We start from the raw sequence: 25,123 nt of genomic DNA on the forward strand, positions 1-25,123 counted from the left end.
GAGATAAAAAGCTTTCTGTTATTCCTGGTACTCCACCAAATTTAAAGCATCCTCTAGAAGGCTGCAGATTTGCAGAACGTTGTAAATATGTAAAACCTGAATGTAGCCTTCAAAATATTACTCCAAAAGAATTTGCGGGTGGAAGGATGTATCGTTGTATCCATTCAATTGAGCATCTTAAGGAGGTTTATGCAGATGAATGATGATAAAATGGTTCCATGCTTAAGCGGAAGAGGTGTTACTAAGATATTTGGCAATAGTAAAACAAAAACCGTGGCCGTGGATCATATAGATTTCGATTTTTATAAGGGTGAAGTTATCTCCATTGTAGGCGAAAGCGGAAGCGGTAAGACCACCTTATCTCAGATGATACTCGGACTTATTAGTGTAACAGAAGGTGAAGTAGGATTTGAAGGTGCGAGGCGAGATATATCTACCCATAAAAAGAAAAAGGACTACTGGAAGGGAATACAGGCCGTATTTCAGGATCCATTTGCATCCTTTAATATGTTTTATAAGATAGACTTCGTACTTTTGGACTGTATAAATATGAGAGGCGGAAAACATCTTCCCAAGGAAAAAAAGTTGGAACTTATAACAGAAGCTTGCAGTTTTGTAAACTTAAAATTTGAAGAACTTACAAATAAATACCCCTTTGAGTTATCAGGAGGACAGATGCAACGGCTTATGATTGCAAGGATATTCCTCTTAAAACCGAAAATTTTAATTGCAGATGAACCTACATCCATGGTAGATGCATGTTCAAGAGCAACTATACTGGATATGCTACTGAAACTCAGGGACGAAAACAACATGACAATTATATTCATTACCCATGATATTGGACTTGCATACTATGTATCTGACAGTGTATATATTATGGAGCATGGTAAATTCGTGGAACATGGGCGCGCAGATGAGGTTATATTAAATCCTAAAGAGACTTATACTAAGAGACTAATTAACGATGTACCTAAGATTTATGAAAAGTGGGATTTAACAACTGTTGGATAGAAAAGTGGATTAAAAGGTACTTATTATTAAGTGATTTTTAATATTTTATGAGATTTTATCACAGTTTCATCAAAATTAGATTTAACAAGTGAAACCCACAACGAATTAATTAGTTGTGGGTTTTCTAATGAATTAATCATATACACTTTCACATTTTTCATATATAATTGGAACTTACTTAGAGTTAAATATCATAAAGTATAATTTAAGAGAAAATAAAAAAAATGAAGCACAGTGAGGTGTTTATATGTTAAAAGTTATTGTTGTTGGCGGAGGACCTGCCGGAATTATGGCAGCAATTAGTGCAGCAAAAAATAGTGAAGTTATATTAATAGAAAGAAATAAAGAAATTGGTGCCAAGCTGAAACTTACAGGTGGAGGCAGATGCAATATTACAAATAATAGAGATATAGAGGAATTTTTTTATAAAATAGTAAACAATAAAAAATTTCTATATAGCGCTCTTTATACATTTACAAATCTTCAACTTTTAGAATACTTTAAAGTAAATGGATTAGAATATAATGAGGAGCTTGACCAAAAGATATACACCAAAAGTAATAGAGCTGAGGAAGTTATAGAATTACTAAAGGTTGATTTAGAAAAAAATAAGGTTAAGGTTATGTATAATAGTAAAGTCCAAGGGTTGATTGTTGAAGAGGGAGTAATTAAAGGGGTAGTAACTGATGATGGTAGACGAATTTTAGGAGAGAAAGTAATTGTTACAACAGGCGGAAAGAGTTACCCTGATACAGGTTCAGATGGTTCTATGTTTGAAGAATTAAGAAGAAATGGACACACTATAACACCTTTATATGCAGCCTTAATTCCACTAGTTATAAAGGAAGAGTTTGTAAAGAGTTTACAAGGAGTTTCAATGAAGGATGTTGTTATTTCAGCTAAGATTAATAAACATAGTATTGAAAAGTTTGGTGATATGATATTTACCCATTTTGGAATATCAGGACCAGCGGTATTAAAGCTTTCATCTTATATAAACAAAGCTTTAATAGAGGGGGAAGTGGAAGTTACTTTAGATTTTTTAAGAGATAAATCTAAGGAGGAAATATATGAAATTATGAGAAGTAATTTAAATAAGACTGTACTTAATAATTTAAAAGGTACTCTTCCACAAAACTTCTTGAAGGAAATTTTTGACCTATTAGGACTAACAGAGGTTAAGATTAGTGACTTAAGGAAGACCGATGAAAATAAGATAATTTCGTATATGAAGGAAATGAGATTAACAGCTAGAGAAACCTTATCAATTAAAGCAGCTCAAGTGACTTCAGGTGGAGTTAAAGTCAAAGAAATAAATGCTTCAACTATGGAATCAAAGCTTATAAAAAATCTTTATTTTGCAGGAGAAGTTATAGATATTGATGCTGAGACAGGTGGATACAATCTTCAAATGGCATTTTCAACTGGATATTTAGCAGGAAGTAATTAATCTATATCATATGCCCCAACAAGAATTATTGATTCTTGTTGGGGCTTTAATTATAAAGTAATACTTATTTTGTAAGCCTAACTATTATATCCTTATGATCAGAGTACTTAGCGATAAGAGCATCTCTTTCAAACATTTCAAAATCTTTAAGTCAAAGCCAGGGGATACCATACATCCAACAAGAAAGAATCATGAGATATTCATAGTAGAACCAAAAATATAATTTTTTGGTACTAGAAGCTGGGGGGTTCTCCATTTTCTATATCGAGACCTAGTTGCTTAGTAGTAAGTTTTCCATTTGGGCTTATCATATATATTGTAAGGGGAGAACCAAATTTAATGTGTCAATAAAGTATTGGGATGAGTACATAATTTATCTCCTTTGTTAAAAAATTTGATTTTACTTAATTATAAGCAAATAGGTTAGTAGTTACAATGATTAGCATTATATAATGTATTTATTGTAAGATAGCGGTTTAGGATTGTCTATGAAGCAAAGGTATGATAAAATTTAAGTAATTACAATTTTATATAAAAATTGACAAAGTTTGCGAATTAATTTAAAAGATTGAGGCTAGTTGTTAAATTATAACATTATTGATAGATAAGACAAACCCATAGTTAGTTTTAGTGACCTAGGAGGTATGCAAGATATGCTACAACAAGATTATCAGCAAGAACCAACTTATATTATAGAATCTAAAAAAAGGTGCATTGAGTTAGGTATGAACTCTAGCGAACATGAGCCACCCAAAAACATTATGGCTGAATTAAAGTTAGCAGAAAAGAAAGAAGCTTATAAGGACATTTTAGAGGTGGTAAAATTTTTTAGTGAGAAAATAATAAAATCATTAGAAGGTACTCCTATAGTAATAGTAATTTCAGACGAAAATGGTTATTTATTGGATATGCTAGGGGATGAAACAATTAAATCAACAATAGATCAACTGGGAATTAAGACTGGTATTCAATTTAGCGAAGAGGATATGGGTACAAATGTGGTTAGTTTAACACTAAAACAAAATCATCCGGTGCAATTAATAGGAACAAATCATTATCATACATTTTTGCATAACAGTGCTTGTTATGGAGTGCCATTTCATTATATGGATATTGATAATGCAATACTAGGAAGTATATGTATTATGACTGCGGTAATACTTCACAATCCATTTTTCCTAATGACATTGACTACTGTAGTTGATTCGATAGAACGTGAATTATTGCTTAGAAAACAAAATAATAAACTTAATATATTAAACCAAATAATGGTAAGCAAAAATAAGAAAATTGAAGAACAAAAGAAAGAGCTAGAAGTAGTCATTGAGTTTTTATCTATAGATATTACAACTGAAATAAAATCTAATAAAAGCATGGAAAAAGAACTGAAATCCCAGGAGGAGTTTTTAGCTAATATATCTCATGAACTTAAAACTCCGCTGAATGTAATTTATTCAACAATACAATTATTTAATATGTATTGCAAGAATGGCTCATTAGACAAAAATCGGGATTCGATTTTTAGATACATTAATTCTATGATGAAAAATTGCCATAGGTTATCCAAACTCATTAATAACATAGTGGATTTATCAAAAATTGAAGCAGGATTCTTTGAACTTAAATTATCAAATAATAATATAGTGGAAATAGTAGAGGAAATAGTTATTTCAGTTTCTGCTTATACTGATGTAAAGGGCTTAAGCATAATTTTTGATACAGATACAGAAGAAAATATTATTGCTTGTGATCCAGAAAAGATAGAACGGATAGTACTAAATCTTATATCAAATGCAATCAAATTTTCTGATGAAGGAAACGAAATATTTGTAAAAATTCAAGATAAGAATGAGTTTATTGAAATATCCGTAAAAGATAATGGTATAGGCATTGAACCTAATCAATTAGATATGATATTTAATAGATTTAAGCAAGTAAACAAATCCTTATCAAGAAATGCAGAGGGTACTGGGATAGGGCTAAGTTTAGTTAAAGCCATTGTTGAATTGCATCAGGGTAGAATATATGTTGAAAGTGAACTTGGAAAAGGAAGTGAATTTATAGTTGAGCTGCCTAAAAGAACTGTGAGGCAAGAAGAGATATTCGTTAGTAGTACTCTTCGAAATAAAACTGAAGATTTACAAGTTGAACTTTCAGATGTATTTTTTTAATGGGATATATATTAAAGAAGTATAGGAAGTTAAGAAAAACCTGTTACATTACTAAGATTAAGTAAGGTAACAGGTTTTTTATTATTTAGGGGGCATATGTATTTCTAATGAAGACATAAGAAACTAAGAAACATAAGGATGATCATAAATATAAATATAAATATAATTGTTAGAAAATTTTGAATGTTATGGAGGATTGGCCATTATTATGTAGAAGATAGAAGGTATACTAATTTTTATTTGTTAAATGGAGGCGTTTATAAATGAAAAAACTAATTAATAACCCAGAATTTGTTGTTGAGGAGATGATTGAAGGTATAGTAATGGCACATCCAGAGTATGTTAGAAAGCTAGGAAATGCAGAGGTACTTGTTAGAAAAAATTCTCCTATATCCGGAAAAGTTGCATTAGTTAGTGGGGGTGGAAGTGGACATGAGCCAGCACATGCAGGATATGTAGGAACGGGAATGTTAGATGCGGCAGTGTGTGGTGCAGTATTTACATCACCAACTCCAGATCCAATATATGAAGCTGTAAAAGCAGTGGATGGGGGAAGTGGTGTTCTACTAGTAGTTAAAAACTATACAGGAGATATAATGAATTTTGAAATGGCCGGTGAAATGGCTGAGATGGATGGAATAAAAATTGAAAGTATTGTTGTTAATGACGATGTAGCAGTTGAAAATAGTCTTTATACAGCTGGAAGAAGAGGAATAGCTGGAACTGTATTTGTACATAAAATAGCTGGGGCAAAAGCAGAAACAGGAGCAAACCTGCAGGAAGTTAAGACAGTTGCTGAAAAGGTAATAGCGAATGTACGAAGTATGGGAATGGCAATAACACCTTGCATAGTTCCTGCAGCAGGGAAACCTAATTTCACATTAGCGGAAGATGAAGTTGAAATTGGAACTGGTATACATGGAGAACCTGGTACTCATAAAGAAACTCTAAGGCCTGTTGATGAAATAGTAGAGCACCTGGTTTCTAAAATATTAACTGATATGCCACTGGAACCAGGGGCTGAAGTTGCAGTTATGGTAAATGGACTTGCATCTACACCATTAATGGAGCTTTATATTGTAAATAGAAAAGTTCATATGATGTTAGAAGAAAAGGGGATAAAGATTTACAAAACTTTTGTTGGAGAATTTATGACTTCTCTTGAAATGGCAGGAGTTTCAGTTACTTTGCTAAAACTTGATGATGAATTAAAGGTTCTGCTAGATGCTCCTGCAGATACTCCAGCATTAAAAGTGCTATAGTATAATAATGCCTCTGATGACTTAAAATCAAAATACTTCAATATATAGGGAGGTAATAAAATGAGTATTTCAGGATTACAAGTTATTACAATATTAAATAAAATCGCAAATGTAATTGAAGAAAATAAGAGTTATCTATGTGAGCTGGATGCAGCTATAGGTGATGGAGATCATGGAATTAATATGAATAAGGGGTTTATTGCTGTTAGAGAAAAATTAAGAGACAATAATGGAAATGATATTGGAGAAATTCTTAAGAAGACGGGAATGGCATTAGTTTCAAATGTGGGGGGGGCATCTGGACCATTATATGGCACAGCCTTTATGAAAGCTGCTATAGATGCTAATGGAAAAGCAAATATAGATGTTGAAGATTTTATTAAAATATTGGAAGCTGCTTTAGGTGGAGTTGTTATGAGAGGAAAAGCTGAAAGAGGAGAAAAGACAATGATAGATGCAATAGCTCCTGCTATTGATGCTATGAAAGAAGCTCATAAATCTGGGTTAATGCCAATAGAAGTTTTAAAAGCTTCAAAAGATGCAGCACTAAAGGGAGTAGAATATACAAAAACTATAATTGCTACTAAAGGGAGAGCTAGTTATCTTGGAAAAAGAAGTATTGGTCATCAAGATGCAGGCGCAACTTCAAGCTACTTAATATTAAATACTATTTATGAAGAAGTAAAAGGCATAAAAGAAGGATTGGTGTAATACATGGTAGGAATTGTAGTAATTTCACATAGTAGTAAAGTAGCAGAAGGAGTAAAAGAGCTAGCACTCCAAATGGCTGATAATGTACCTATTGTAGCAGCTGGTGGAACTAGTGATAATGGACTAGGAACAGATATAGAAAAGATTATTTTAGCCATAAATCAAGTATATTCAGAAGATGGTGTGGCAATATTATTTGATCTTGGTAGTGCATATATGAATGCACAAATGGCTATTGAAACTCTTTCAGAAGAGATGCAGAAAAATATAATGGTTGTTGATGCGGCTTTAGTTGAAGGTGCTATAGTAGTGGCAGTGGAAAGTAGCATTGGTAAAAATTTAATAGAGATTCAAGGAGCGGTTAAGAGTTTATGTCTTCATAAGATGCCATAAAAACAATAAAAAGAATAAAAAGAATAAAAAGAATAAAAAGAATAAAAAGAATAAAAACAAAAACTGTACTGGCAATCCCAATACAGTTTTTGTAAATGTACAACATAATTGTATTCTAATCTGAACATATATCAGTAATAATAGATATATTAGTATACTAAAATTTGTTATTTTAAATAAAATAATGTAAAGGAATTTATTGTACGGTGTCGAATAAATAAGTATGTATAATATTATTTAATATAAGAGAGGTTTAATATGAAAAAAAAGCGCACTAATTACATACTGGCATTTGCAATAGTTTTATGTTTAATTTTATCATTGGCAATTTTTGTGACCGCCAATATTAGTACGAAAGCCATGCTATATAATAAAGTTAATTATAGTTATTCTCAAATTTATATATTTGCTAAAAATATATTCGCACTTTTATTGATCATGGGACTAATAACTGCAATATTAGTGTTCTTACTCACTAAAAGGATATTTGTAGAAAGAAGTTCTATAAAATGTAATACTATAGATAGGAGATTAGAATTAGAGCTAAAGGATAAGACTATGGAGCTGGAAAATATGGTTAAGGGGCTTAAAGAGAAAGAAGAAAAACTAGAATATGATAAGCTTAAAACAGATTTTTTTGCTAATATATCTCACGAGTTTAAAACCCCCTTAAACATACTTATGGGAGCCATGCAGTTATTAGAGTTGTATACAACAAACGGAACCATAGTAGATCCAAATTTAAAACTGCATAAATACCTGGAAATTATGAAGCAAAATGCACTTAGATTACTTAGACTTATTAATAATATTATTGATTTAACTAAGATAGATTCTAGTTATTTTTATGTTGAACTGCATAACTATGATATCGTAGAGCTTACAGAAGGGATTATTCAGTCTATAAACTTATATGCAAAAGTGAAATCAGTTAATATAATATTCGAAAAGAAAATTAAAAAGCAAGTTATGGCCTTTGATGCAGATAAAATAGAAAGAATACTATTAAATCTCTTATCAAATGCACTAAAATTCACAGATAAAAATGGTAATATTGAAGTAGAGATAGGCACTCATGAAGAAAAATCAGTGTATATTTCAATTAAAGATGACGGAATAGGAATACAGGAAGATAAGTTAGAGGTTATTTTTCATAGATTTAGGCAAGTTGATAAGTCTTTTACTAGAAATAGAGAGGGAAGTGGCATAGGACTCTCACTAGTAAAGTCACTTGTAGAGATGCACAAAGGTACCGTAGTTGTTAAGAGTGAATACGGCAAGGGGTCTGAGTTTATTGTTGAATTACCAATTATAACAATAAATGAAGAAGCGCAAACCAAGATGTATTCAGAATATGAGGATAGTAGACTCGAAAGAGTAAAAGTTGAATTTTCAGATATATAATATATTGTAAGAGGTATCTATATAAGAAAAATTTCTATTCTAGGAATAGTTTGCTGTGATGGGGGCGTGAAAAATGGAAAATAATTCAGAAGAAACTATAAATAAACTTGAAGAAACCTTAAAAACATATCAAGTTGAGGATAGAGTTAATGAAAAGTTTGATTTACAGATAAAACTTGGAGATTTAATTGAAAAAAATGGGGATATCGATAGGAGTCTTGAATATTTTAAAAGTGCCTACCAAACCGCTGTGATTTTAGATGATAAGATATATCAAGTGGATGCATTAGTTAAAATAGCAGAAGGTTATTTTTATAAGGGTGAAGTACAAGAAAGCATAAAGTATGCAGAAATAGTTGAAAAACTTCTTAAAGACACAGATTATGTTAAGGGAAAATTAGATATAAGTCTGTATTTACTTAAAGTATATCATATAAAAAATGAATATTATAAAGCAAGAGAAATCGGAAATCAGGCCCTAAAACTTTGCACCGAAGAATATATTATTTATAAGGGAAGAATTTTAAATGCGATAGCAAATTTATATGATGACATAACTAGTGCAGATGAACATTTAGATTTACTTAAGCAATCATTGGTTTCTTTTGAAAGTGGAAATTGTTTGAGAGGAACTTTAGGCATTCTAAATAATATTGGCGTAGTCTATTCAGATAAGTTACAAAACAATGAAAAAGCACTAGAGTATTTTTTTAAATTAAGGGATCAAAGTGAAGATAGTAACTATTCTGAATTCAATGTATTTGCTTATATTAATATTGGAGAAGAATATTTTAATTGTTTAAAATATGAAAAGGCACTTTATTGGTGTAAACTTGCTTTGAAAAAAGCTGAGGAAGCACATTTGGAAGCTATGGTATTTTATGCATATGTAATTTTAACTAGTATAAATCTAAAATTAAATAATTATGAAGAAGCTTTTGTTTATTTTAAATTAGCTACTAGCGAGCTTGAAATTTACCCAGATCAAGGACCAAGATTATCTAGGTTTTATAAATCAGTTGCAAATTTATTCTTGCAATTTGGTGAAATTCCTAAAGCTAAACAAAACATTCAATTAGCTTTAGATCTGTTGGGTAATGAAGAGTCAATAATTAAATGGAACACAGGAATCGTATATGAATTTATAAAACTTAGATGTGCTAAGAATAAGACGGAAATATTAAGGTCTTTAGAAGGTATAAAATATATACTATCAAAATATAAAAGTTCACAGGTCATCTGCCATATAGTGTATGATGTGGCATTAGATCTTATAGACTTAGAGCAGAGTGAATTAGCTTTTAAATTAGTAGATGAATATACAGATATGAAAGCAGAAAGTGAAGATGTAAGGTTAAAGCACAAATATATAGAGGCATTAAGATGTAATAATGAAGAAAAGGAGCAAATGTTAAATAGTGCACTAGAATTAGCTGTGGAAATAAAGAACTGTGAGCTTCATTTAAAAATTTCTAGTAGTTTAGGAGCATATTATTTTAGAGTGCATAACTCTGAAAAAACTAAAACACTTTACCTGGATGTATGCAAACAGATTAAAAATATAATAATTAGTGTCCCAGAAGAATTTAGGATTCAATATATAAATTTCAATAAATTACTTGATTATTATAACAGGTTAGGCTGTGTTAAACAGGAATTTTCAACTTCATATGTGAATAAATACAAGATATACCATTACATTAGCAATAAAGATGAATTAGTAGAGTTTCTTGAAGATTTAGATAAAATTATAACGAATTAGCAACGAAAATATTCAGCTTTTTAATCCTATTTATATAGAGGAGCAGAGATTAAGTATCTCTGCTCTTATTTATTTTTAGCATGAATATTTTGATCTAATACTACATAATAGAATGATTTTTCACTATATATGTATAAAGGAGTATTTTGAATGAAAGAAAACTTTAACTCCTACGGAATTTGAAATTAGAGAGCTGCATTTAAAATTTTACATTATTGATTTAATACCCCAAAATATTTATACTTTGAGGGTATTTTGCTTGTTATTTATTTGATTGTGACTTATCATTAAGTAGTATAACTAAACTTATAAGAATGGCAAGTTAAATAATATTTGCTTGTTTGGAGGATTATATGTCAAAGATTAAGAAATACATTATTATATCAGTAATTGTAGCACTATTTGGAGAAATATATTTTTATCCATTTGAGAGTCAATTTAAATTTTCGGCAGGAGTGATAATTTTCAATTTATGCATACTAATAATGGATGACATGTCAGAAGTAACAATGGCGATTTTGTGTGGACTCGGTGTATTTATGACAAGAAGTACTTTTGGCATATTACTGTTGCACCAGGCGCTTATAGATACAGTAGCTTTTAATTTTCCATCACTTGTATATTATTTAATCTATGGAGTCCTGCTTTGGGCTACTAAAGTTAAAAAATATAGGCATAATATAGTAAATACTATTTTTTTATTAGCATTGACGGATTCACTATCTAATATAATTGAAGCCTTGATGCGAAATAATATTAACTTCTATATAGTAAGAATTATAATTTTTGTAGGGTTTATTAGAGCATCTGGAACCTACTTGGCATATCTCACTAATAATAAACAAAAATTATTTATATTGAATAGTGAGCATCAAAAGAGATATACAGAACTAAATTTGCTGATATCAAATATACAGGCAGAAATGTTTTATTTAAAGAAGTCTATGAATGATATCGAAAAGGTAATGTCGAAAAGCTATAGTTTATATGAAACCTATAAAAACAATGAATATTTAAGGGAAAAAACCTTGGACATTGCTAGAGAGGTACATGAAATTAAAAAAGATCATTATAGAGTGTTAAAAGGATTTGAGGCACTCCTAGAAAATTTTGAGGATGAAGATTCTATGTCACTTTCAAATATCTTTACTATTATTAAAGATAATACTAGTAGATATATAAAGGAAAGTCAAAAGGAAATAGTAATATCATTTGAATATGAAAAGGATTTTACTGTTAGGGCTCATTATAATTTATTTGTTGTGCTTAATAATCTAATTGTAAATAGTATAGATGACTGTGAAAATGGCGATTACATTAAAATATCTGAAAGAGAAGATGAAAATAATATATATTTTGAGGTAGGTGACACAGGGAAAGGTATTGATGAAGATATTATCCCATATATTTTCAATCCAGGGTTTACTACTAAGTATGATGAAATAACAGGGAAGTCTTCTACGGGCATAGGACTTTCACATGTGAAAAATATTATTGATGATTTAGGTGGACTTATAGAAGTAAAATCAGAGGGAACCTTAGGGACTACTTTTATATTAAAAATACCTAGAAAATCATTGAATGGAGGATAACTATGAAAGAAACATTTTTAATCCTAGATGATGATGTTAATATTAGAAAAATGCTAGGAATTCTCATAAAAAAAAATGATCTTGGAAAGGTTATATGTGAAATAGATAGTGGGAAAGATGCTGTGCAAGAAATATTATTTTATAATCCAGATATAATACTCATTGATCTTTTGCTTCCTGTAGTGGATGGCATTGAAATAATGAAGGAGAGCAAGAAGCAAGGATATAAAGGTAAGTTTATTATGATATCTCAAGTTGAAGATGAGTCAGTTGTATCGAAGGCATATGAAAGTGGAATAATTTTCTTTATAAGTAAACCAATAAACAGCATAGAGGTTATTAATGTTATAAAAGGCATATGTCATAATATTGAGCTTGAAAATTCCCTAGCACTTATAAAAAATGCAGTATTAAATTTAAACAGTGATAAAAGCATAGGAAAAGAGTTACTTATAGAGGATGGAATAAGTAATATTTTTGCTGATATAGGTATTGCTGGTTCTGCAGGAAGTAACGAGTTAATTGTGATTATACATAAAATAGTAGATTTTAAAAAAAGAAATCCAACTTCTACATATAAGTTGCAAAAAATATATCACGAAATCATACTGGAAGAGAAAGGTGATGAAAATCTAAATGCAAATAAAAAAGCTCTAGAACAAAGGGTGAGAAGAACAATTCAAAAGGCATTGGAGACTATATCAGAGCTGGGTTGTGATGATTATAGTAGTAGTATATTTATGGAATATAGTACTTTATTATTTGACTTTAAACAAGTAAGACAGGAAATGAGACATATAAACAATGCACAGGAAGAGCAAGGGAAAATAAATACTAAAAAATTCATTGAAAGTATTATTACCAAGTTAGGCTCATAATTATTTTAATAGTTTAGATTAATGTCATGATAAAAGGTGTGAAAGATGTGAAAGGCGTGAAAGGCATGAATAGTATGAAAATTTTATTTTTTAATGAAGTATTTTGTAGTATTGTGTTGTTATTAGTATGCACTCTTTATAATATATTATATAATGTAATATAAAAAAATAAGGGGGTATAACAAATGGATTTTAAATTAGATATGGTTCAAGCAGCAGCACTCGCAGTTGTTGTCTTATTTATAGGACAAAAGATTAAAAATAGGTTACCTGTTTTAGATAGGTACTGTATACCGGCACCAGTAATTGGAGGTTTGCTTTTTGCAATAATAACTTTAATATTAAAAGTAAGTGGCTTATTGGTTTTTGATATGGATGTAACTCTTCAAAAATTATTTATGACGGCATTCTTTACAACTATTGGTTTCACTGCAAGTCTTAAACTACTAAAAAAAGGTGGAAAAGGGGTTTTTATTTTTTTAGGAGTATCCGTAGTACTTGTAATTCTTCAAGATATTACAGGGATTACACTTGCTAAAATGTTTAATCTAAATCCACTTATAGGTCTTAGTACAGCTTCTGTTCCTATGGTAGGTGGGCATGGAACAGCAGGTGCTTTTGGTCCAATATTCGAAAAAGCAGGTGCAGTAGGTGCATCAACAGTAGCAATGGCATCAGCAACATTTGGTTTAATTATGGGTAGCATAATTGGCGGACCAATAGGAAAAAGGTTAATCGATAAAAACAATCTTTCATACCCTATGAAAACGATTAATGCATCCGCTACGGATAAAGAAGTAGCATCTACAAAAGAAGAAACTGGGAAACAGTTGATTCCTGAAAACTTTATGGGTGCTGTATCTCAGATATTTTTAGCAATGGGAATAGGTACAATTATATCTATGCTTCTAGAGAAAACAGGTATGACTTTCCCAGTATATATAGGCGCGATGTTTGCAGCTGCAATTATAAGAAATATATCTGATTCTACAAGTTTATTTAAAGTTAATTTAGAAGAAATTGATATTATAGGAGGAATTTCATTATCTATATTCCTATCTATGGCATTAATGGGATTAAAACTATGGCAATTAGCAGATTTAGCAGTACCTCTAATAGTAATGTTATTAGCTCAAACAGTATTAATGGGATTGTTTGCATATTTTGTAACCTTCAATTTAATGGGTAGAGATTATGATGCAGCAGTAATGTGCTCTGGTAATTGTGGATTTGGTATGGGAGCTACTCCAAATGCAATGGCTAACATGGGTGCTATGACAGATAAATATGGCCATGCTCCAAGAGCATTTTTTATAGTGCCATTGGTGGGAAGTTTATTTATAGATTTCTGTAACGCCGGAATCATTACCACATTTATGAATGTTTTTGGAAAGTAATAAACTCTTTTACTTTCACAGTTCTATAATTTAATATGGTTCAAAGTATGTATTACTAAAAGCAATCTTTAGTAATACATATTTTTTTTATGCTAAACAGTAGTGTATAATGAAGTTTTATGAAAGCATATAGTTTAGTGTTTTGAAGAATAATAGACAAGCTATTTATGCAATTGTTAAAAAAATGAAAATAGTTAAAAGAATACCAATAGTTTGAAAAATTAATTTATTTCTGAAAGAAACTGTAGCATTGTGTCGTTATTTGTAGAAGCTCTGTATAATTTAATTAGAAACTAAAAAATATTATTCAGGGGGTATAGCAAATGGCATTTAAGTTAGATATGGTTCAAGCAGCGGCACTAGCGGTTGTTGTCTTGTTTATAGGACAACAAATTAAAAATAAGTTAGGTTTTTTAGATAAGTATTGTATACCGGCACCAGTAATTGGAGGTTTGCTTTTTGCAGTAATAACTTTAATATTAAAGGTAAGTAACGTATTGGTTTTTGATATGGACATAACTCTTCAAAAATTATTTATGACGGCATTCTTTACAACTATTGGTTTTACTGCAAGTCTTAAACTACTAAAAAAAGGCGGCACAGGGGTATTTATATTTTTGGGAATATCAGTAGTACTTGTAATTCTTCAAGATATTACAGGAATTACACTTGCTAAGGTCTTTGGTCTGAATCCTCTTATAGGTCTCAGTACAGCTTCTGTTCCTATGGTTGGTGGACATGGTACCGCTGGTGCCTTTGGTCCAATATTTGAAAAAGCAGGTGCAGCAGGTGCAACAACAGTAGCAATGGCATCGGCAACCTTTGGTTTAATTATGGGTAGCATCATTGGAGGACCTATAGGTAAACGATTAATTGAAAAAAAGAATCTTTCATACCCTATGAAAACGATTAATTCTGATGTGGCTAATGAAGCAGCAGCAACAAAAGAAGAAACTAGGAAACAGTTGAATCCTGAAAACTTTATGGGTGCTGTATCTCAGATACTCTTAGCAATGGGATTAGGTACAGTTATATCCATGCTTCTCGAAAAAACAGGAATGACTTTTCCGGTATATATAGGTGCTATGTTTGCAGCCGCAATTATAAGAAATATATCTGATTCTACAAGTTCATTTAAAATTAACTTAGAAGAAATTGATATATTGGGAGGCATTTCATTATCTATATTCCTATCTATGGCATTAATGGGATTAAAGTTATGGCAATTAGCGGATTTAGCACTTCCCTTAATAGTGATGTTATTAGCTCAAGCATTACTAGTTGGATTGTTTGCATATTTCGTAACCTTTAATTTAATGGGTAGAGATTATGATGCAGCAGTAATGGCTTCTGGTAATTGTGGATTTGGTATGGGTGCTACACCAAATGCAATGGCTAATATGGAAGCTTTGACAATAAAATACGGTATTGCTCCAAAAGCATTTTTTATAGTTCCACTGGTGGGAAGCTTATTTATAGATTTCTGTAATGCTGGAATTATTACTACATTTATGAATGTTTTTGGGAAATAATAAAGTCATTTAATTTCACAATTTTATAATTTAATATGTTCCAAAGTATATATTACTAAAAGAACCTTTTAGTAATATATACTTTTTTTATGACGTAAAATTTAGTATGGACAAAAGGCAGACGTCATTTTCCTATCATACAAATGGAGTTTTTGCTAAGGATTTTCAAAGTATGTCTTGATAAAAAAAACTATGAACTTTATAATTGTTATATAAGCTTAAGGGAAGGTGACAAATGGATACAATTAATAATTACTATAATGAAGTTATATGTAGTATTAATGAAGGTGTTATTGTTATAGACAACAGAGGTATTGTAAAAATAATTAATAATGCAGCTGAAAAAATGTTAATGGTTAATGCAAAAGATAGCATAGGAAAATGCATATTAACTGTAGTTCCACATAGTGAATTATTAAGTGTAATTGAAAATGGAGATACACAAATAAATATAGAAGAGGAAAAATTTATTGTAACTCGTAAATCAATAATTGAAAATGGCGAAGTAATAGGTGGACTTCAAATATTTAGTGAAAAAAAAGATTGCAAAACATTAATTGATTTACAAAATACTACAGTAACTAGTTCGCAAAATAATGGTAATGTTTCCGACAATATTTTAAATACAATTATTAATACTGTAAACGAGTGTGTAGTGGTGGTAGATAAAAATGGGATAATAACCATGATGAGTAATGCATATAAAGAACTTATTAATTGTGAAAATCCTGAGGGAAAGCATGTGACGGATGTTATTGAAAACACAAAAGTACATATAGTAGCAAAGACTGGCGAAAAACAATTTGGTGAAATTCAAGAGACCAATGGGCACAAGATGATTTCAATGAGAGTGCCTATAGTGGAAGATGGGAAAACTGTAGGGGCCATTGAAAAAGTCATGTTTAAGGATTTAAGCAATTTTAAAATATTAAGCAATAAATTATCCAATTTAGAAAAAGAGTTTGAATACTATAAAAATGGGTTGAGTGGGGATGGAAAAGCAATATATACTTTTCGTAATATTATAGGGCACAGTGCAAAGAGCCGCGAGGTAATGCACCTGGCGAGAAGAGTAGCTAAGATAGATTCAAACGTTTTAATTACTGGTGAAAGTGGAACGGGTAAAGAACTTTTCGCTCACTCAATTCACAATGCCAGCAGTAGATGTCTAAAGCCCTTTGTAAAAATTAATTGCGGCGCTATTCCAGCAGAGCTTTTTGAGTCGGAAATGTTTGGCTATGAGGAGGGTGCTTTTACTGGTGCTAAAAGATCGGGTAAAAAGGGTAAGTTTGAACATGCCAATGGTGGCACCATTTTATTAGATGAAATTGGCGATATGCCTATGAATATGCAAGTTAAACTACTAAGGGTTATTCAAGAAAAAGAGTTAGTGAGAGTTGGCGGGAATGATGTTATTCAAGTTGATGTAAGAGTTATTGCCTCTACTAATAAGTCCTTAGAAAAGTTAATTAAAGATGGTGAATTTAGAGAAGATTTGTATTATAGGTTGGATGTTATGCATTTGAAATTGCCGTCACTTAGGGAAAGAATAGAGGATATTGAGGAATTATCAAATGTACTTAGGATGAAGATAAGTAAAAAATATGGTGTTTACTCTGAGGGAATTTCAAGTGAAGCCATTGATTATTTAAAATCATATAATTGGCCCGGGAATATAAGACAACTTGAGAATGTAATAGAAAGAGCTATAAATCTTTTAGAGGGAGAGCTTTGTATAGGACCTAAACATTTGCCGGAGAAGATAATTAGGAATAAGGTGAAAAAATATTCATTAGGAAATAATTATTTGAAAGATGTTGTTGAAACTCTTGAAAAAGATCTTATTATGCAATGTATCAAGAAAACTGGTGGAAATAAAAAAGAAACAGCAAAAATATTAGGGCTTAGCAGAGCTGGATTATATAAAAAATTAAACCGGTATAATTTAATAAAAGAGACTTATCTACAATAGTACACATGTAAACTAAGTTTACAAGTGCTGTTTTTATATAAATAATTGTTACTGTAATTTAGGTAATAACCACATGAAAAATTTTATGTGTAGTTATATAAACGCATTGAAAACACTTTTAGTGATTTTTTTAACAATAAGGTTATAATATTAACAAACTAAAAGTATAGAAATTCTTTGAATTATTAATGTTAACTAGGTTTACACTTACTGTTGAAATTTGTGTTATAATAAGGAAAGAGGTTGATATAGTGCACTTTATAAGAATTTATCAACTTGGCATGAAAAATGCTAGTAATATATGTAGTAGGAAAGAAATTAAATCGAATGATGAATTCCTATTATATTGTAATAGTCTATTAAAGGAATAAATAAATGGAGGTTAGAATATGAGAGACGTAGTAATTGTATCAGCAGCAAGAACAGCAATAGGAAGTTTTGGTGGAGCATTATCAAAATTGTCAGCTGTACAAATAGGAACTATCGCAGCTAAAGAAGCCATTAAAAGATCAGGTGTTAAACCAGAACTAATAGAAGATGCTATTATCGGAAATGTAATACAAGCAGGACTTGGACAAAATGTCGCAAGACAAGTAGCAATATATGCAGGCATGTCTGATGAATCTACAGCTTTTACACTAAATATGGTATGTGGTTCAGGACTAAGAGCAGTAAGTATGGCAGCACAAACTATAATGTGTGGAGACGCAGATATAGTACTTGCAGGTGGAACTGAAAGCATGAGTAATGCTCCATATGCACTTCCAAACAATAGATGGGGTGCAAAAATGGGAGATGGAAAAATAGTTGATACTATGATTAAAGATTCTCTTTGGGATGCATTTAATGATTATCATATGGGAGTTACTGCAGAGAATATAGCAGAAAAATGGAACATAACAAGAGAAGATCAAGATCAATTTTCTTTAAAAAGTCAATTAAAAGCTGAAAAAGCTATAAAAGAAGGTAAATTTAAGGATGAGATCGTTCCAGTTGAGATCCCTCAAAGAAAAGGTGATCCAATAATATTTGATCAAGATGAATTCCCTAAATTTGGTTCAACTATAGAAAAATTAAGAAAATTAAGACCAGCATTTAAAAAAGATGGTACTGTAACAGCAGGTAATGCATCAGGAATAAATGATGGTGCAGCTATGTTTATAGTAATGTCAAAAGCAAAAGCTGAAGAACTAGGTGTTAAACCACTAGTTACAATAAAAGCTTATGCATCAGGTGGAGTAGATCCTAAAATAATGGGATATGGACCAGTTTCTGCAACTACAAAAGCATTAAAAAAAGCAGGAATGACTGTAGCCAATTTAGATTTAATAGAAGCTAATGAGGCATTTGCTGCTCAGTCCTTAGCTGTAGCTAAAGATTTAGGATTTAATACAGAAATAGTAAATGTTAATGGTGGAGCTATTGCATTAGGTCATCCAGTAGGAGGTTCAGGAGCAAGAATACTTGTTACATTAATACATGAAATGATAAAAAGAGATTCTAAAACTGGACTTGCTACACTTTGCATAGGTGGCGGTCAAGGAACTGCTATTATTGTTGAAAGATAATAAAACAAAAAGACCAGCAAAAAATGCTGGCCTTTTTTTTATTTTTGTTAAAATTATGAATAAAAAAAATTAAGATAGATTTAATAATAATGTGGCATAATACTAAAGAATAAGTGTTAGTAGTATGGTATACTTATAATTATAGGAGTGATATAGATGGTTAAAATAAAAAATGCTGTTCCAAACATGTTCACCTTAAGCAATATGTCTTGTGGAATTATGTCTATACTTATGAGCTTTGAGGGTAATTATAAAATAGCAGCACTATTTATTCTTTTAGCAGGAATATTTGATAGATACGATGGCAGAATAGCTAGGTACTTAAAAGTGGATAACGATTTAGGTAAAGAGCTAGATTCATTATCTGATTTAATATCTTTTGGCGTAGCACCTTCTATATTGATATTTAATATTTATAGTTTTGCTTCACTAGGGTCTATTGGGTATATAATGGTTTTAGTTTTTCCGGTAGCAGGAGCTTATAGGTTAGCAAAATATAATATTACGGATTTTGATGGAGTTTTTTCAGGAATTCCTATTACTATTACTGGCACATTTTTAGCACTGTATGCATTATTCATGTTTCATAGACCGTCAAATTTAGGACCTACTATTTTTTTGTTGATTGTATTATCTTATTTGATGTTAAGTAAATTTAAATTTAAAAAAATGTAATAATATAATTTAAAAAATTTTTTTTGAAAACGCAATTATAGCACTTGCCTCACCTTATGGTGAGGCTTTTTTTTAAATCTTGAATTTATAGTAATATTCAGGAGTATCTTCAGTAATAGATTTAAATTTATAACCTAATTTTTTATAATATTTTATTATTTCAGGTAGAGCTTTTACTGTGTTCTTATTATTGAAGTTGCAATGCATGAGCACGATGGCAGCATTTTTATTCCCTTTAATAATTTGTGAGTTTTCAATAAGCTTTGAGACACTTAGGTTAGGGTTTATACCATCGTAAATATTGACATTCCAATCATAAACTTTAAAACTATTCTTATGAAGAGCTTTCAAAGAAAAGGCATTTAGGTGTTTAGAGCTACCACCGGGAAACCTAATAATTTTAGGGGTGATACCTATTACTTCCTGAATTTTATCCGATGTTTTTTCCATTTCACAGATCAAATCTTCTGTGCTTCTATATATTTTTTTAAAGTTATGACTATAGGTGTGAAGACCAATACTATGACCTTCAAGGTATATTCTCTTAAGGATTGATTCCTTTCCTTCAATTTCTTTACCTACAACAAAGAAGGTAGCTTTTACATTTTCCTTTTTTAATACATCCAATAGTGCAGCAGTTATAACATAAGTAGGACCATCATCAAAAGTTAGATAAGCAATCTTTGAAGCTTTAAAATCTCCGGAGTCTTTTAAGGATGTATTTAAAGCTAGAAAAGCCGGACTGTTTTTTGTTATATTGTCTATATGGGAACTGCTAGATAATAATAAGAGAATAATTAGGGTAGTAAAAAGAAAAACAGTTTTTTTTCGCAGAGTCATATTATCAACCACCTTTATTATTTTTCACATTTAGTTTACCCAAATAAGGCTGTATTAAAGCAGTATATTTTCAATACATAAGTCATTGACAATCAATACTGAAATTTTGTATAATTATCTTGCTTCATAGAGTTAGAATCTTCTGATTGTATGGAGAAAATAAGTAATAAAATTTAACAAATATGAATTCCACCTAATTGTAAAGAATTTTCTAAGCAAAAGGGGAGGAACAAAGTTTTAACACTAACAGGTGTTCTTTGACCTTCTATAATTGTAGGGGGTTTTATTATTTGGGCTTAAGTTTGAATGATTGTGGCAAAAAAATAAAAAGAAGTAGAGGAGTAATATGGAAAAAAGAATTGGTGTAGTAGGAATTATAATAGAAGAGTTTGATAATGCTACTTCTGTTAATGAGATACTTCATGGTTTTGGAAATTTAATTGTAGGACGAATTGGTGTACCTTATAAAGATAGAGGAATATTTGTGATTTCTATAATTGTGGATGGAACAATGGATGAAATAAGTGCAATGACAGGGAAGCTTGGGAAAATTTCTGGGGTAAATGTTAAAACTGCGATAACTAAACAATAGTTGTAAAATTATGAAATTTATCCTCCTTGATTTGCATAAGAACTGTAAACTAGAAGTTTGATTAAGAAATTCTAATCTTTTGCGAATATAAAATTCTCTAACGGGAACATTTGGTGTCTTGCCTCAGGTTCCCTAGCCACCTCTGGGTGGTTCGCTGGGGGACATAACAATTATTAATTGTTATGCTTCCTGGCAGGCTTACGAGAATTTTATATTCGCAAAAGAAGAATTTCTAAATCAAATTTCAATAGTTTATGCGTTTCTTATGCAAATCACTACGGATAAACTTCATACTTAATGTTGGGGTATATGGCGATATAAGTGACGAATCATGAAAGTCGGGATGCAGGATGTTAGGATAGAGTACTATGATTTATATATTTCCTATGTGTTTCTAATAAAAATAAAGCAAAATATAGTTTTAAAAAATATATGTATAGGAGTGGTTGAGTATGCAAGAAACACCGAATGCTAATAGGCTTCATATAGCTATTTTTGGAAAAAGAAATGTGGGTAAGTCTAGTTTAATAAATGCAATTACGGCACAGGATATTGCTCTAGTATCAGAACTAGCAGGGACTACTACAGACCCCGTATATAAGGCTATGGAGCTACTTCCAATAGGACCTGTTGTGATTATAGATACTGCGGGACTTGATGACAGGGGCGAAATTGGAGAGCTTAGAGTAAAGAAGACTAAAGAAGTTATGGATAAAACGGATTTGGCACTTTTAGTTATAGATGGTAATGTGTCAGATTTAAGTCTAGAACGCGAATGGTATGAAGATTTAAAGCAAAGAAAAATACCCGTAGTTGGAGTTATCAACAAAGTTGATAAAGGTGACGTGAAATTAGATAGGATTCAAAAGGTGATAAATATACCTTTCGTTAAGGTTAGCGCTAAAGATAAAATTAATATTGATGAACTTAAAAAAGCAATTATGAAGATGGCTCCAGAAGATTTTGAAAAGAGTACAATTGTTGGCGATTTAGTAAAACCAAAGGCGATAGTATTGGTTGTGGCACCACAAGATATTCAAGCACCAAAAGGAAGATTAATACTTCCGCAAGTTCAAATAATAAGAGACCTTCTTGATAATGATGCAATGGCATTAGTAGTAAAGGATAGTGAACTTCAGGATGTTTTAGATTCACTAAAGCGCAAACCAGATTTAGTAATCACGGATTCTCAGGTGTTTAAGAAGGTTAATTCTATAATACCAAAGGATATACCTCTTACTTCTTTCTCTATACTTATGGCTAGGTATAAAGGAGATTTAAATAGTTTAGTTAAAGGTGCAAGGGCTATAGATTCTCTTAAACCAGGGGATAAGGTTCTTATAGCAGAAGCTTGTACTCATCATCCTCTAGAAGGCGATATTGGTAGAGAAAAACTTCCTATATGGCTGGAGGGAAAAGTGGGTGGAAAACTAGATATAACGGTTTGTGCGGGAAGTGCTTTTCCAGAGGATTTAACCGAATATAAGCTAGTTGTACATTGTGGAGCTTGTATGTTTAATAGGCAACAGTTAATGTCAAGAATTAAAAAAGCTAATATGGAGGGACTACCTATCACCAATTTTGGTATAGCTATAGCTCATATAAATGGAATATTAGATAGAGTGCTTAGCGCTTTTGAATAATCCACAGGTACTTTTGTGACTTGGGTCATGAATCAGTGGACATATATTATGTTAAATTTCTATAAAATAAAAAAATATCCACAACTAAGACTAATTATAGTTTTTAGTTGTGGATATTTTTTTAATTGTGGTTGTTAAAAAGAATTAAGGGGGTTAATAAATAATTAAAGGATTGTTAATAAAAAATCAAGGTTTCTATATTAATTTTCCAATAATTGTTGTAAAATTCAATCATAGGGATGTAATTTTAAAATCAATATAAATTAATATAGAGTAAATTTATTTGAAGGGATGATAATGATGATAACTATTAGTATTTGCGTGGGGAGTGCTTGTCATTTAAAAGGGTCTCATAAAGTAATACAAGAGTTACAAAGGTTAATCGCAGAAAATAAGGTGGAAAATAGGGTGGAGCTTAAAGGAGCATTTTGTATTGGAAGATGCACTGAGGGAGTTTCTGCAACTGTGAATGATAATGAATTTTTCTCGCTTAATGAGAATAATGTAGAATTGTTTTTTCACGATACTATCATGCGGGGTTTATCAAATGAGTAATATGAATTTTTCTAAAGCCTATTGTAAAAGTTGTTATAAATGCCTTCGTTCATGTCCTGTGAAGGCAATAAAATTTGAAAATGAACAAGCTACTATAGATGAAGAAAGATGTATAGAATGTGGTCATTGCCTTACTATATGTCCACAAAATGCCAGAGAAATTAAAAGCGATTTGGATTGTGTAAAAACAGCTATATATACTGGTAAGAAAATTATAGCAAGTTTAGCACCGTCCTTTGCTGGCTACTTTGATGTGGAGCAAGGCATGGTGGTGTCAGCTTTAAAGAAGTTAGGATTTAGTATAATAGAAGAAACCGCAGTAGGAGCAGAGATAGTGGCGCAGCTATATAATGATTATATTTTGGATAATAAGAGAGAGGTTTATATAACAACAGCATGTCCATCAGCTAACTACCTAGTAGAAAAATACTATGAAGAGGTTATTCCATATTTGATTCCAAGGGTGTCTCCAATGATAGCCCATGGAAAATTATTAAAGGATAAATTTGGTGAAGATAGTTTTGTTGTATTTATAGGACCATGCCTAGCAAAAAAATCTGAGTTTGAGTATTTTCGAAAAGATAATGTAATTGATGCGGTATTAACTTTTGATGAATTAAATTCCTGGATAATGGAAACTGGTATAGAAATATATAACATAGAGGAAGAAAATTTTAATATTAATCCATATAGTAAAGGCCAAGGCTTTCCTATGGGTGGTGGTATTATAGAAGCAATGGGTGAAAAACTAAAACAGTCTTCGCTTAGTGTCATTACTGTAAGTGGTATGGAAGAGTGCATAGAAGTATTTAATAGTATTAAGAATGGCGACTTAAAAGGAGTATTAATTGAGGCTAGTGCATGTAAGGGAAGCTGTATTGGTGGACCAGTAATGGTTAAAAATGGTGAGAATTATTATACGAAATTAAAAAAAGTTAAAAACTATATAAAGAGTCGTAAAAACTATAATGATCCAATAAATACTGAGATTCCTACGAATATAGATTTTAACAGAGAATTTACTGGGAAATCCATTAATAGGATTATAGCCACGGAAGAAGAGATTACAGCTATTTTGAAAAAAATGGATAAATTTGAGCCCAAGGATGAATTAAATTGTGGCGTGTGTGGGTACAACTCTTGCAGATTAAAGGCTCAAGCTATATTTGAAGGTATGGCGGAAACTACTATGTGTCTGCACTATATGAGAACCAGGGCAGAAAGTCTTTCTAATGAAATTGTTGAAAATACGGCGTCCCATCTAATTCTATTAGATGGAGAAATGAATGTACGCGAGATAAATCCAGCTGCCAAGGCTATATTTAAAATACAATCTCAAAATATTATAGGTAAACCTATATCAATACTTATTGATGATACGGATTTTAAAAAAGTAAGAGAAACTGGAGAAAATATAATAGGTAAAAAAGTGGCTTATCCACAGTATGGTGTAGTGTTTTTAGAAAATATAGTGTATCTTCCAAAGCAAGATATGGTACTAGCAAGTATGATTAATATTATAGCTGAGGAGAAAAACAAAAAAGAACTAATGAAGGTAAAAACAAATACACTAAATGCTGCCCAAGAGGTTATAGAAAAGCAAATGAGGGTTGCTCAAGAGATTGCAAGTCTGCTTGGTGAAACTACTGCAGAAACTAAAATTATCTTAACCAAGCTAAAAAAAATAGTAGCAGGTGAAGATGGTGAATAAA

At 31.0% G+C, this 25,123-nt stretch carries 21 protein-coding genes and 1 pseudogene; 20 read left to right on the forward strand and 2 right to left on the reverse strand.

The annotated features are described in order from the left end of the window. The 3 genes from KPL51_RS04515 to KPL51_RS04525 form a co-directional block, all read left to right on the forward strand. On the forward strand, nucleotides 1-203 hold a 203-nt coding region (locus KPL51_RS04515), incomplete at its 5' end, for an oligopeptide/dipeptide ABC transporter ATP-binding protein (RefSeq protein WP_376770074.1). Beyond that, entirely contained in the window at nucleotides 196-1,014 is an 819-nt protein-coding gene (locus KPL51_RS04520) for an ABC transporter ATP-binding protein (RefSeq protein ID WP_216157937.1), read from the forward strand. The genes KPL51_RS04515 and KPL51_RS04520, both read left to right, overlap by 8 nt. A gap of 247 nt (nucleotides 1,015-1,261) precedes the next feature. After that, the gene (locus tag KPL51_RS04525; protein ID WP_216157939.1) at nucleotides 1,262-2,464 is read left to right on the forward strand and encodes a BaiN/RdsA family NAD(P)/FAD-dependent oxidoreductase; all 1,203 of its coding nucleotides are present in this window, start codon (nucleotides 1,262-1,264) and stop codon (nucleotides 2,462-2,464) included. A gap of 64 nt (nucleotides 2,465-2,528) precedes the next feature. Here KPL51_RS04525 and KPL51_RS23350 read toward each other — a convergent pair. Then, nucleotides 2,529-2,796 (reverse strand): annotated as a pseudogene (locus KPL51_RS23350) (cupin domain-containing protein); the annotation flags it as partial. A 321-nt stretch (nucleotides 2,797-3,117) separates the two neighbouring features. Between KPL51_RS23350 and KPL51_RS04530 the strand changes: the two are divergent. The 13 genes from KPL51_RS04530 to pssA all read left to right on the forward strand — a co-directional run bounded on the left by KPL51_RS04530 (nucleotide 3,118) and on the right by pssA (nucleotide 19,781). Then, the gene (locus KPL51_RS04530) at nucleotides 3,118-4,635 is read left to right on the forward strand and encodes an ATP-binding protein (protein ID WP_216157941.1); all 1,518 of its coding nucleotides are present in this window, start codon (nucleotides 3,118-3,120) and stop codon (nucleotides 4,633-4,635) included. 263 nt (nucleotides 4,636-4,898) lie between these two features. Then, on the forward strand, nucleotides 4,899-5,897 hold the full coding sequence (gene dhaK, locus KPL51_RS04535) for a dihydroxyacetone kinase subunit DhaK (RefSeq protein ID WP_216157943.1): 999 nt from the start codon (nucleotides 4,899-4,901) through the stop codon (nucleotides 5,895-5,897). A gap of 60 nt (nucleotides 5,898-5,957) precedes the next feature. Then, on the forward strand, nucleotides 5,958-6,608 hold the full coding sequence (gene dhaL, locus KPL51_RS04540) for a dihydroxyacetone kinase subunit DhaL (protein WP_216157945.1): 651 nt from the start codon (nucleotides 5,958-5,960) through the stop codon (nucleotides 6,606-6,608). Between the two features lie 3 nt (nucleotides 6,609-6,611). Beyond that, complete coding sequence (gene dhaM / locus KPL51_RS04545; protein WP_216157947.1) at nucleotides 6,612-7,001, forward strand: dihydroxyacetone kinase phosphoryl donor subunit DhaM; 390 nt, start codon at nucleotides 6,612-6,614, stop codon at nucleotides 6,999-7,001. A gap of 258 nt (nucleotides 7,002-7,259) precedes the next feature. Next, nucleotides 7,260-8,405, forward strand: coding sequence for a sensor histidine kinase (locus KPL51_RS04550; protein WP_216157949.1), 1,146 nt, complete (start codon nucleotides 7,260-7,262; stop codon nucleotides 8,403-8,405). Nucleotides 8,406-8,478: 73 nt separating this feature from the next. Continuing rightward, on the forward strand, nucleotides 8,479-10,167 hold the full coding sequence (locus KPL51_RS04555; RefSeq protein ID WP_216157951.1) for a tetratricopeptide repeat protein: 1,689 nt from the start codon (nucleotides 8,479-8,481) through the stop codon (nucleotides 10,165-10,167). Between the two features lie 353 nt (nucleotides 10,168-10,520). Then, nucleotides 10,521-11,759 (forward strand): sensor histidine kinase, encoded by a 1,239-nt coding sequence (locus tag KPL51_RS04560; protein WP_216157952.1) that lies wholly within the window; start codon nucleotides 10,521-10,523, stop codon nucleotides 11,757-11,759. Nucleotides 11,760-11,761: 2 nt separating this feature from the next. Continuing rightward, nucleotides 11,762-12,637: a response regulator gene (locus tag KPL51_RS04565; protein WP_216157953.1), complete on the forward strand. Its 876-nt coding sequence runs from the start codon at nucleotides 11,762-11,764 to the stop codon at nucleotides 12,635-12,637. A gap of 185 nt (nucleotides 12,638-12,822) precedes the next feature. Beyond that, on the forward strand, nucleotides 12,823-14,034 hold the full coding sequence (gltS, locus tag KPL51_RS04570) for a sodium/glutamate symporter (RefSeq protein ID WP_216157954.1): 1,212 nt from the start codon (nucleotides 12,823-12,825) through the stop codon (nucleotides 14,032-14,034). Nucleotides 14,035-14,357: 323 nt separating this feature from the next. After that, a complete protein-coding gene (gltS, locus tag KPL51_RS04575; protein ID WP_216157955.1) occupies nucleotides 14,358-15,566 on the forward strand; it encodes a sodium/glutamate symporter in 1,209 nt (402 codons plus the stop codon). 235 nt (nucleotides 15,567-15,801) lie between these two features. Further along, nucleotides 15,802-17,538, forward strand: coding sequence for a sigma-54 interaction domain-containing protein (locus tag KPL51_RS04580; protein WP_216157956.1), 1,737 nt, complete (start codon nucleotides 15,802-15,804; stop codon nucleotides 17,536-17,538). A gap of 389 nt (nucleotides 17,539-17,927) precedes the next feature. Next, nucleotides 17,928-19,106 (forward strand): acetyl-CoA C-acetyltransferase, encoded by a 1,179-nt coding sequence (locus tag KPL51_RS04585; protein WP_216157957.1) that lies wholly within the window; start codon nucleotides 17,928-17,930, stop codon nucleotides 19,104-19,106. A gap of 156 nt (nucleotides 19,107-19,262) precedes the next feature. Further along, nucleotides 19,263-19,781: a CDP-diacylglycerol--serine O-phosphatidyltransferase gene (gene pssA / locus KPL51_RS04590; protein WP_216157959.1), complete on the forward strand. Its 519-nt coding sequence runs from the start codon at nucleotides 19,263-19,265 to the stop codon at nucleotides 19,779-19,781. A gap of 72 nt (nucleotides 19,782-19,853) precedes the next feature. Here pssA and KPL51_RS04595 read toward each other — a convergent pair whose 3' ends face one another. Further along, nucleotides 19,854-20,621, reverse strand: coding sequence for a polysaccharide deacetylase family protein (locus KPL51_RS04595; protein ID WP_216157961.1), 768 nt, complete (start codon nucleotides 20,619-20,621; stop codon nucleotides 19,854-19,856). A 346-nt stretch (nucleotides 20,622-20,967) separates the two neighbouring features. On the opposite strand from KPL51_RS04595, the gene KPL51_RS04600 reads away from it, so the two are divergent. The 4 genes from KPL51_RS04600 to KPL51_RS04615 all read left to right on the forward strand — a co-directional run bounded on the left by KPL51_RS04600 (nucleotide 20,968) and on the right by KPL51_RS04615 (nucleotide 25,122). Continuing rightward, nucleotides 20,968-21,213, forward strand: a complete 246-nt coding sequence (locus tag KPL51_RS04600; protein ID WP_216157963.1) for a TM1266 family iron-only hydrogenase system putative regulator — start codon at nucleotides 20,968-20,970, stop codon at nucleotides 21,211-21,213. Between the two features lie 452 nt (nucleotides 21,214-21,665). Next, nucleotides 21,666-22,856 carry a [FeFe] hydrogenase H-cluster maturation GTPase HydF gene (gene hydF / locus KPL51_RS04605; protein ID WP_216157965.1) on the forward strand — a complete coding sequence of 397 codons (1,191 nt, stop codon included), beginning with the start codon at nucleotides 21,666-21,668 and terminating at the stop codon, nucleotides 22,854-22,856. Between the two features lie 297 nt (nucleotides 22,857-23,153). Next, a complete protein-coding gene (locus KPL51_RS04610) occupies nucleotides 23,154-23,411 on the forward strand; it encodes a (2Fe-2S) ferredoxin domain-containing protein (RefSeq protein ID WP_244998003.1) in 258 nt (85 codons plus the stop codon). Then, the gene (locus tag KPL51_RS04615) at nucleotides 23,404-25,122 is read left to right on the forward strand and encodes a [Fe-Fe] hydrogenase large subunit C-terminal domain-containing protein (RefSeq protein WP_216157968.1); all 1,719 of its coding nucleotides are present in this window, start codon (nucleotides 23,404-23,406) and stop codon (nucleotides 25,120-25,122) included. The genes KPL51_RS04610 and KPL51_RS04615 overlap by 8 nt, the downstream gene beginning before the upstream one ends. Nucleotide 25,123 lies beyond the last annotated feature (1 nt).

This window comes from Clostridium bowmanii (assembly GCF_018861315.1).
GTDB classification, from domain to species: Bacteria; Bacillota; Clostridia; order Clostridiales; family Clostridiaceae; genus Clostridium_AD; species Clostridium_AD bowmanii.

Excerpts from the sequence above, each read along its gene's own strand:
- KPL51_RS04610 (WP_244998003.1), top strand. The coding sequence starts at position 23,154 with ATGATGATAACTATTAGTATTTGCGTGGGGAGTGCTTGTCATTTAAAA.
- hydF (WP_216157965.1), top strand. The coding sequence starts at position 21,666 with ATGCAAGAAACACCGAATGCTAATAGGCTTCATATAGCTATTTTTGGA.
- KPL51_RS04565 (WP_216157953.1), top strand. The coding sequence starts at position 11,762 with ATGAAAGAAACATTTTTAATCCTAGATGATGATGTTAATATTAGAAAA.
- KPL51_RS04595 (WP_216157961.1), bottom strand. The coding sequence starts at position 20,621 with ATGACTCTGCGAAAAAAAACTGTTTTTCTTTTTACTACCCTAATTATT.
- KPL51_RS04580 (WP_216157956.1), top strand. The coding sequence starts at position 15,802 with ATGGATACAATTAATAATTACTATAATGAAGTTATATGTAGTATTAAT.
- KPL51_RS04560 (WP_216157952.1), top strand. The coding sequence starts at position 10,521 with ATGTCAAAGATTAAGAAATACATTATTATATCAGTAATTGTAGCACTA.
- dhaM (WP_216157947.1), top strand. The coding sequence starts at position 6,612 with ATGGTAGGAATTGTAGTAATTTCACATAGTAGTAAAGTAGCAGAAGGA.
- KPL51_RS04600 (WP_216157963.1), top strand. The coding sequence starts at position 20,968 with ATGGAAAAAAGAATTGGTGTAGTAGGAATTATAATAGAAGAGTTTGAT.
- KPL51_RS04520 (WP_216157937.1), top strand. The coding sequence starts at position 196 with ATGAATGATGATAAAATGGTTCCATGCTTAAGCGGAAGAGGTGTTACT.
- KPL51_RS04555 (WP_216157951.1), top strand. The coding sequence starts at position 8,479 with ATGGAAAATAATTCAGAAGAAACTATAAATAAACTTGAAGAAACCTTA.
- KPL51_RS04585 (WP_216157957.1), top strand. The coding sequence starts at position 17,928 with ATGAGAGACGTAGTAATTGTATCAGCAGCAAGAACAGCAATAGGAAGT.
- KPL51_RS04615 (WP_216157968.1), top strand. The coding sequence starts at position 23,404 with ATGAGTAATATGAATTTTTCTAAAGCCTATTGTAAAAGTTGTTATAAA.
- KPL51_RS04525 (WP_216157939.1), top strand. The coding sequence starts at position 1,262 with ATGTTAAAAGTTATTGTTGTTGGCGGAGGACCTGCCGGAATTATGGCA.
- gltS (WP_216157955.1), top strand. The coding sequence starts at position 14,358 with ATGGCATTTAAGTTAGATATGGTTCAAGCAGCGGCACTAGCGGTTGTT.
- dhaL (WP_216157945.1), top strand. The coding sequence starts at position 5,958 with ATGAGTATTTCAGGATTACAAGTTATTACAATATTAAATAAAATCGCA.
- KPL51_RS04550 (WP_216157949.1), top strand. The coding sequence starts at position 7,260 with ATGAAAAAAAAGCGCACTAATTACATACTGGCATTTGCAATAGTTTTA.
- pssA (WP_216157959.1), top strand. The coding sequence starts at position 19,263 with ATGGTTAAAATAAAAAATGCTGTTCCAAACATGTTCACCTTAAGCAAT.
- gltS (WP_216157954.1), top strand. The coding sequence starts at position 12,823 with ATGGATTTTAAATTAGATATGGTTCAAGCAGCAGCACTCGCAGTTGTT.
- KPL51_RS04530 (WP_216157941.1), top strand. The coding sequence starts at position 3,118 with ATGCTACAACAAGATTATCAGCAAGAACCAACTTATATTATAGAATCT.
- dhaK (WP_216157943.1), top strand. The coding sequence starts at position 4,899 with ATGAAAAAACTAATTAATAACCCAGAATTTGTTGTTGAGGAGATGATT.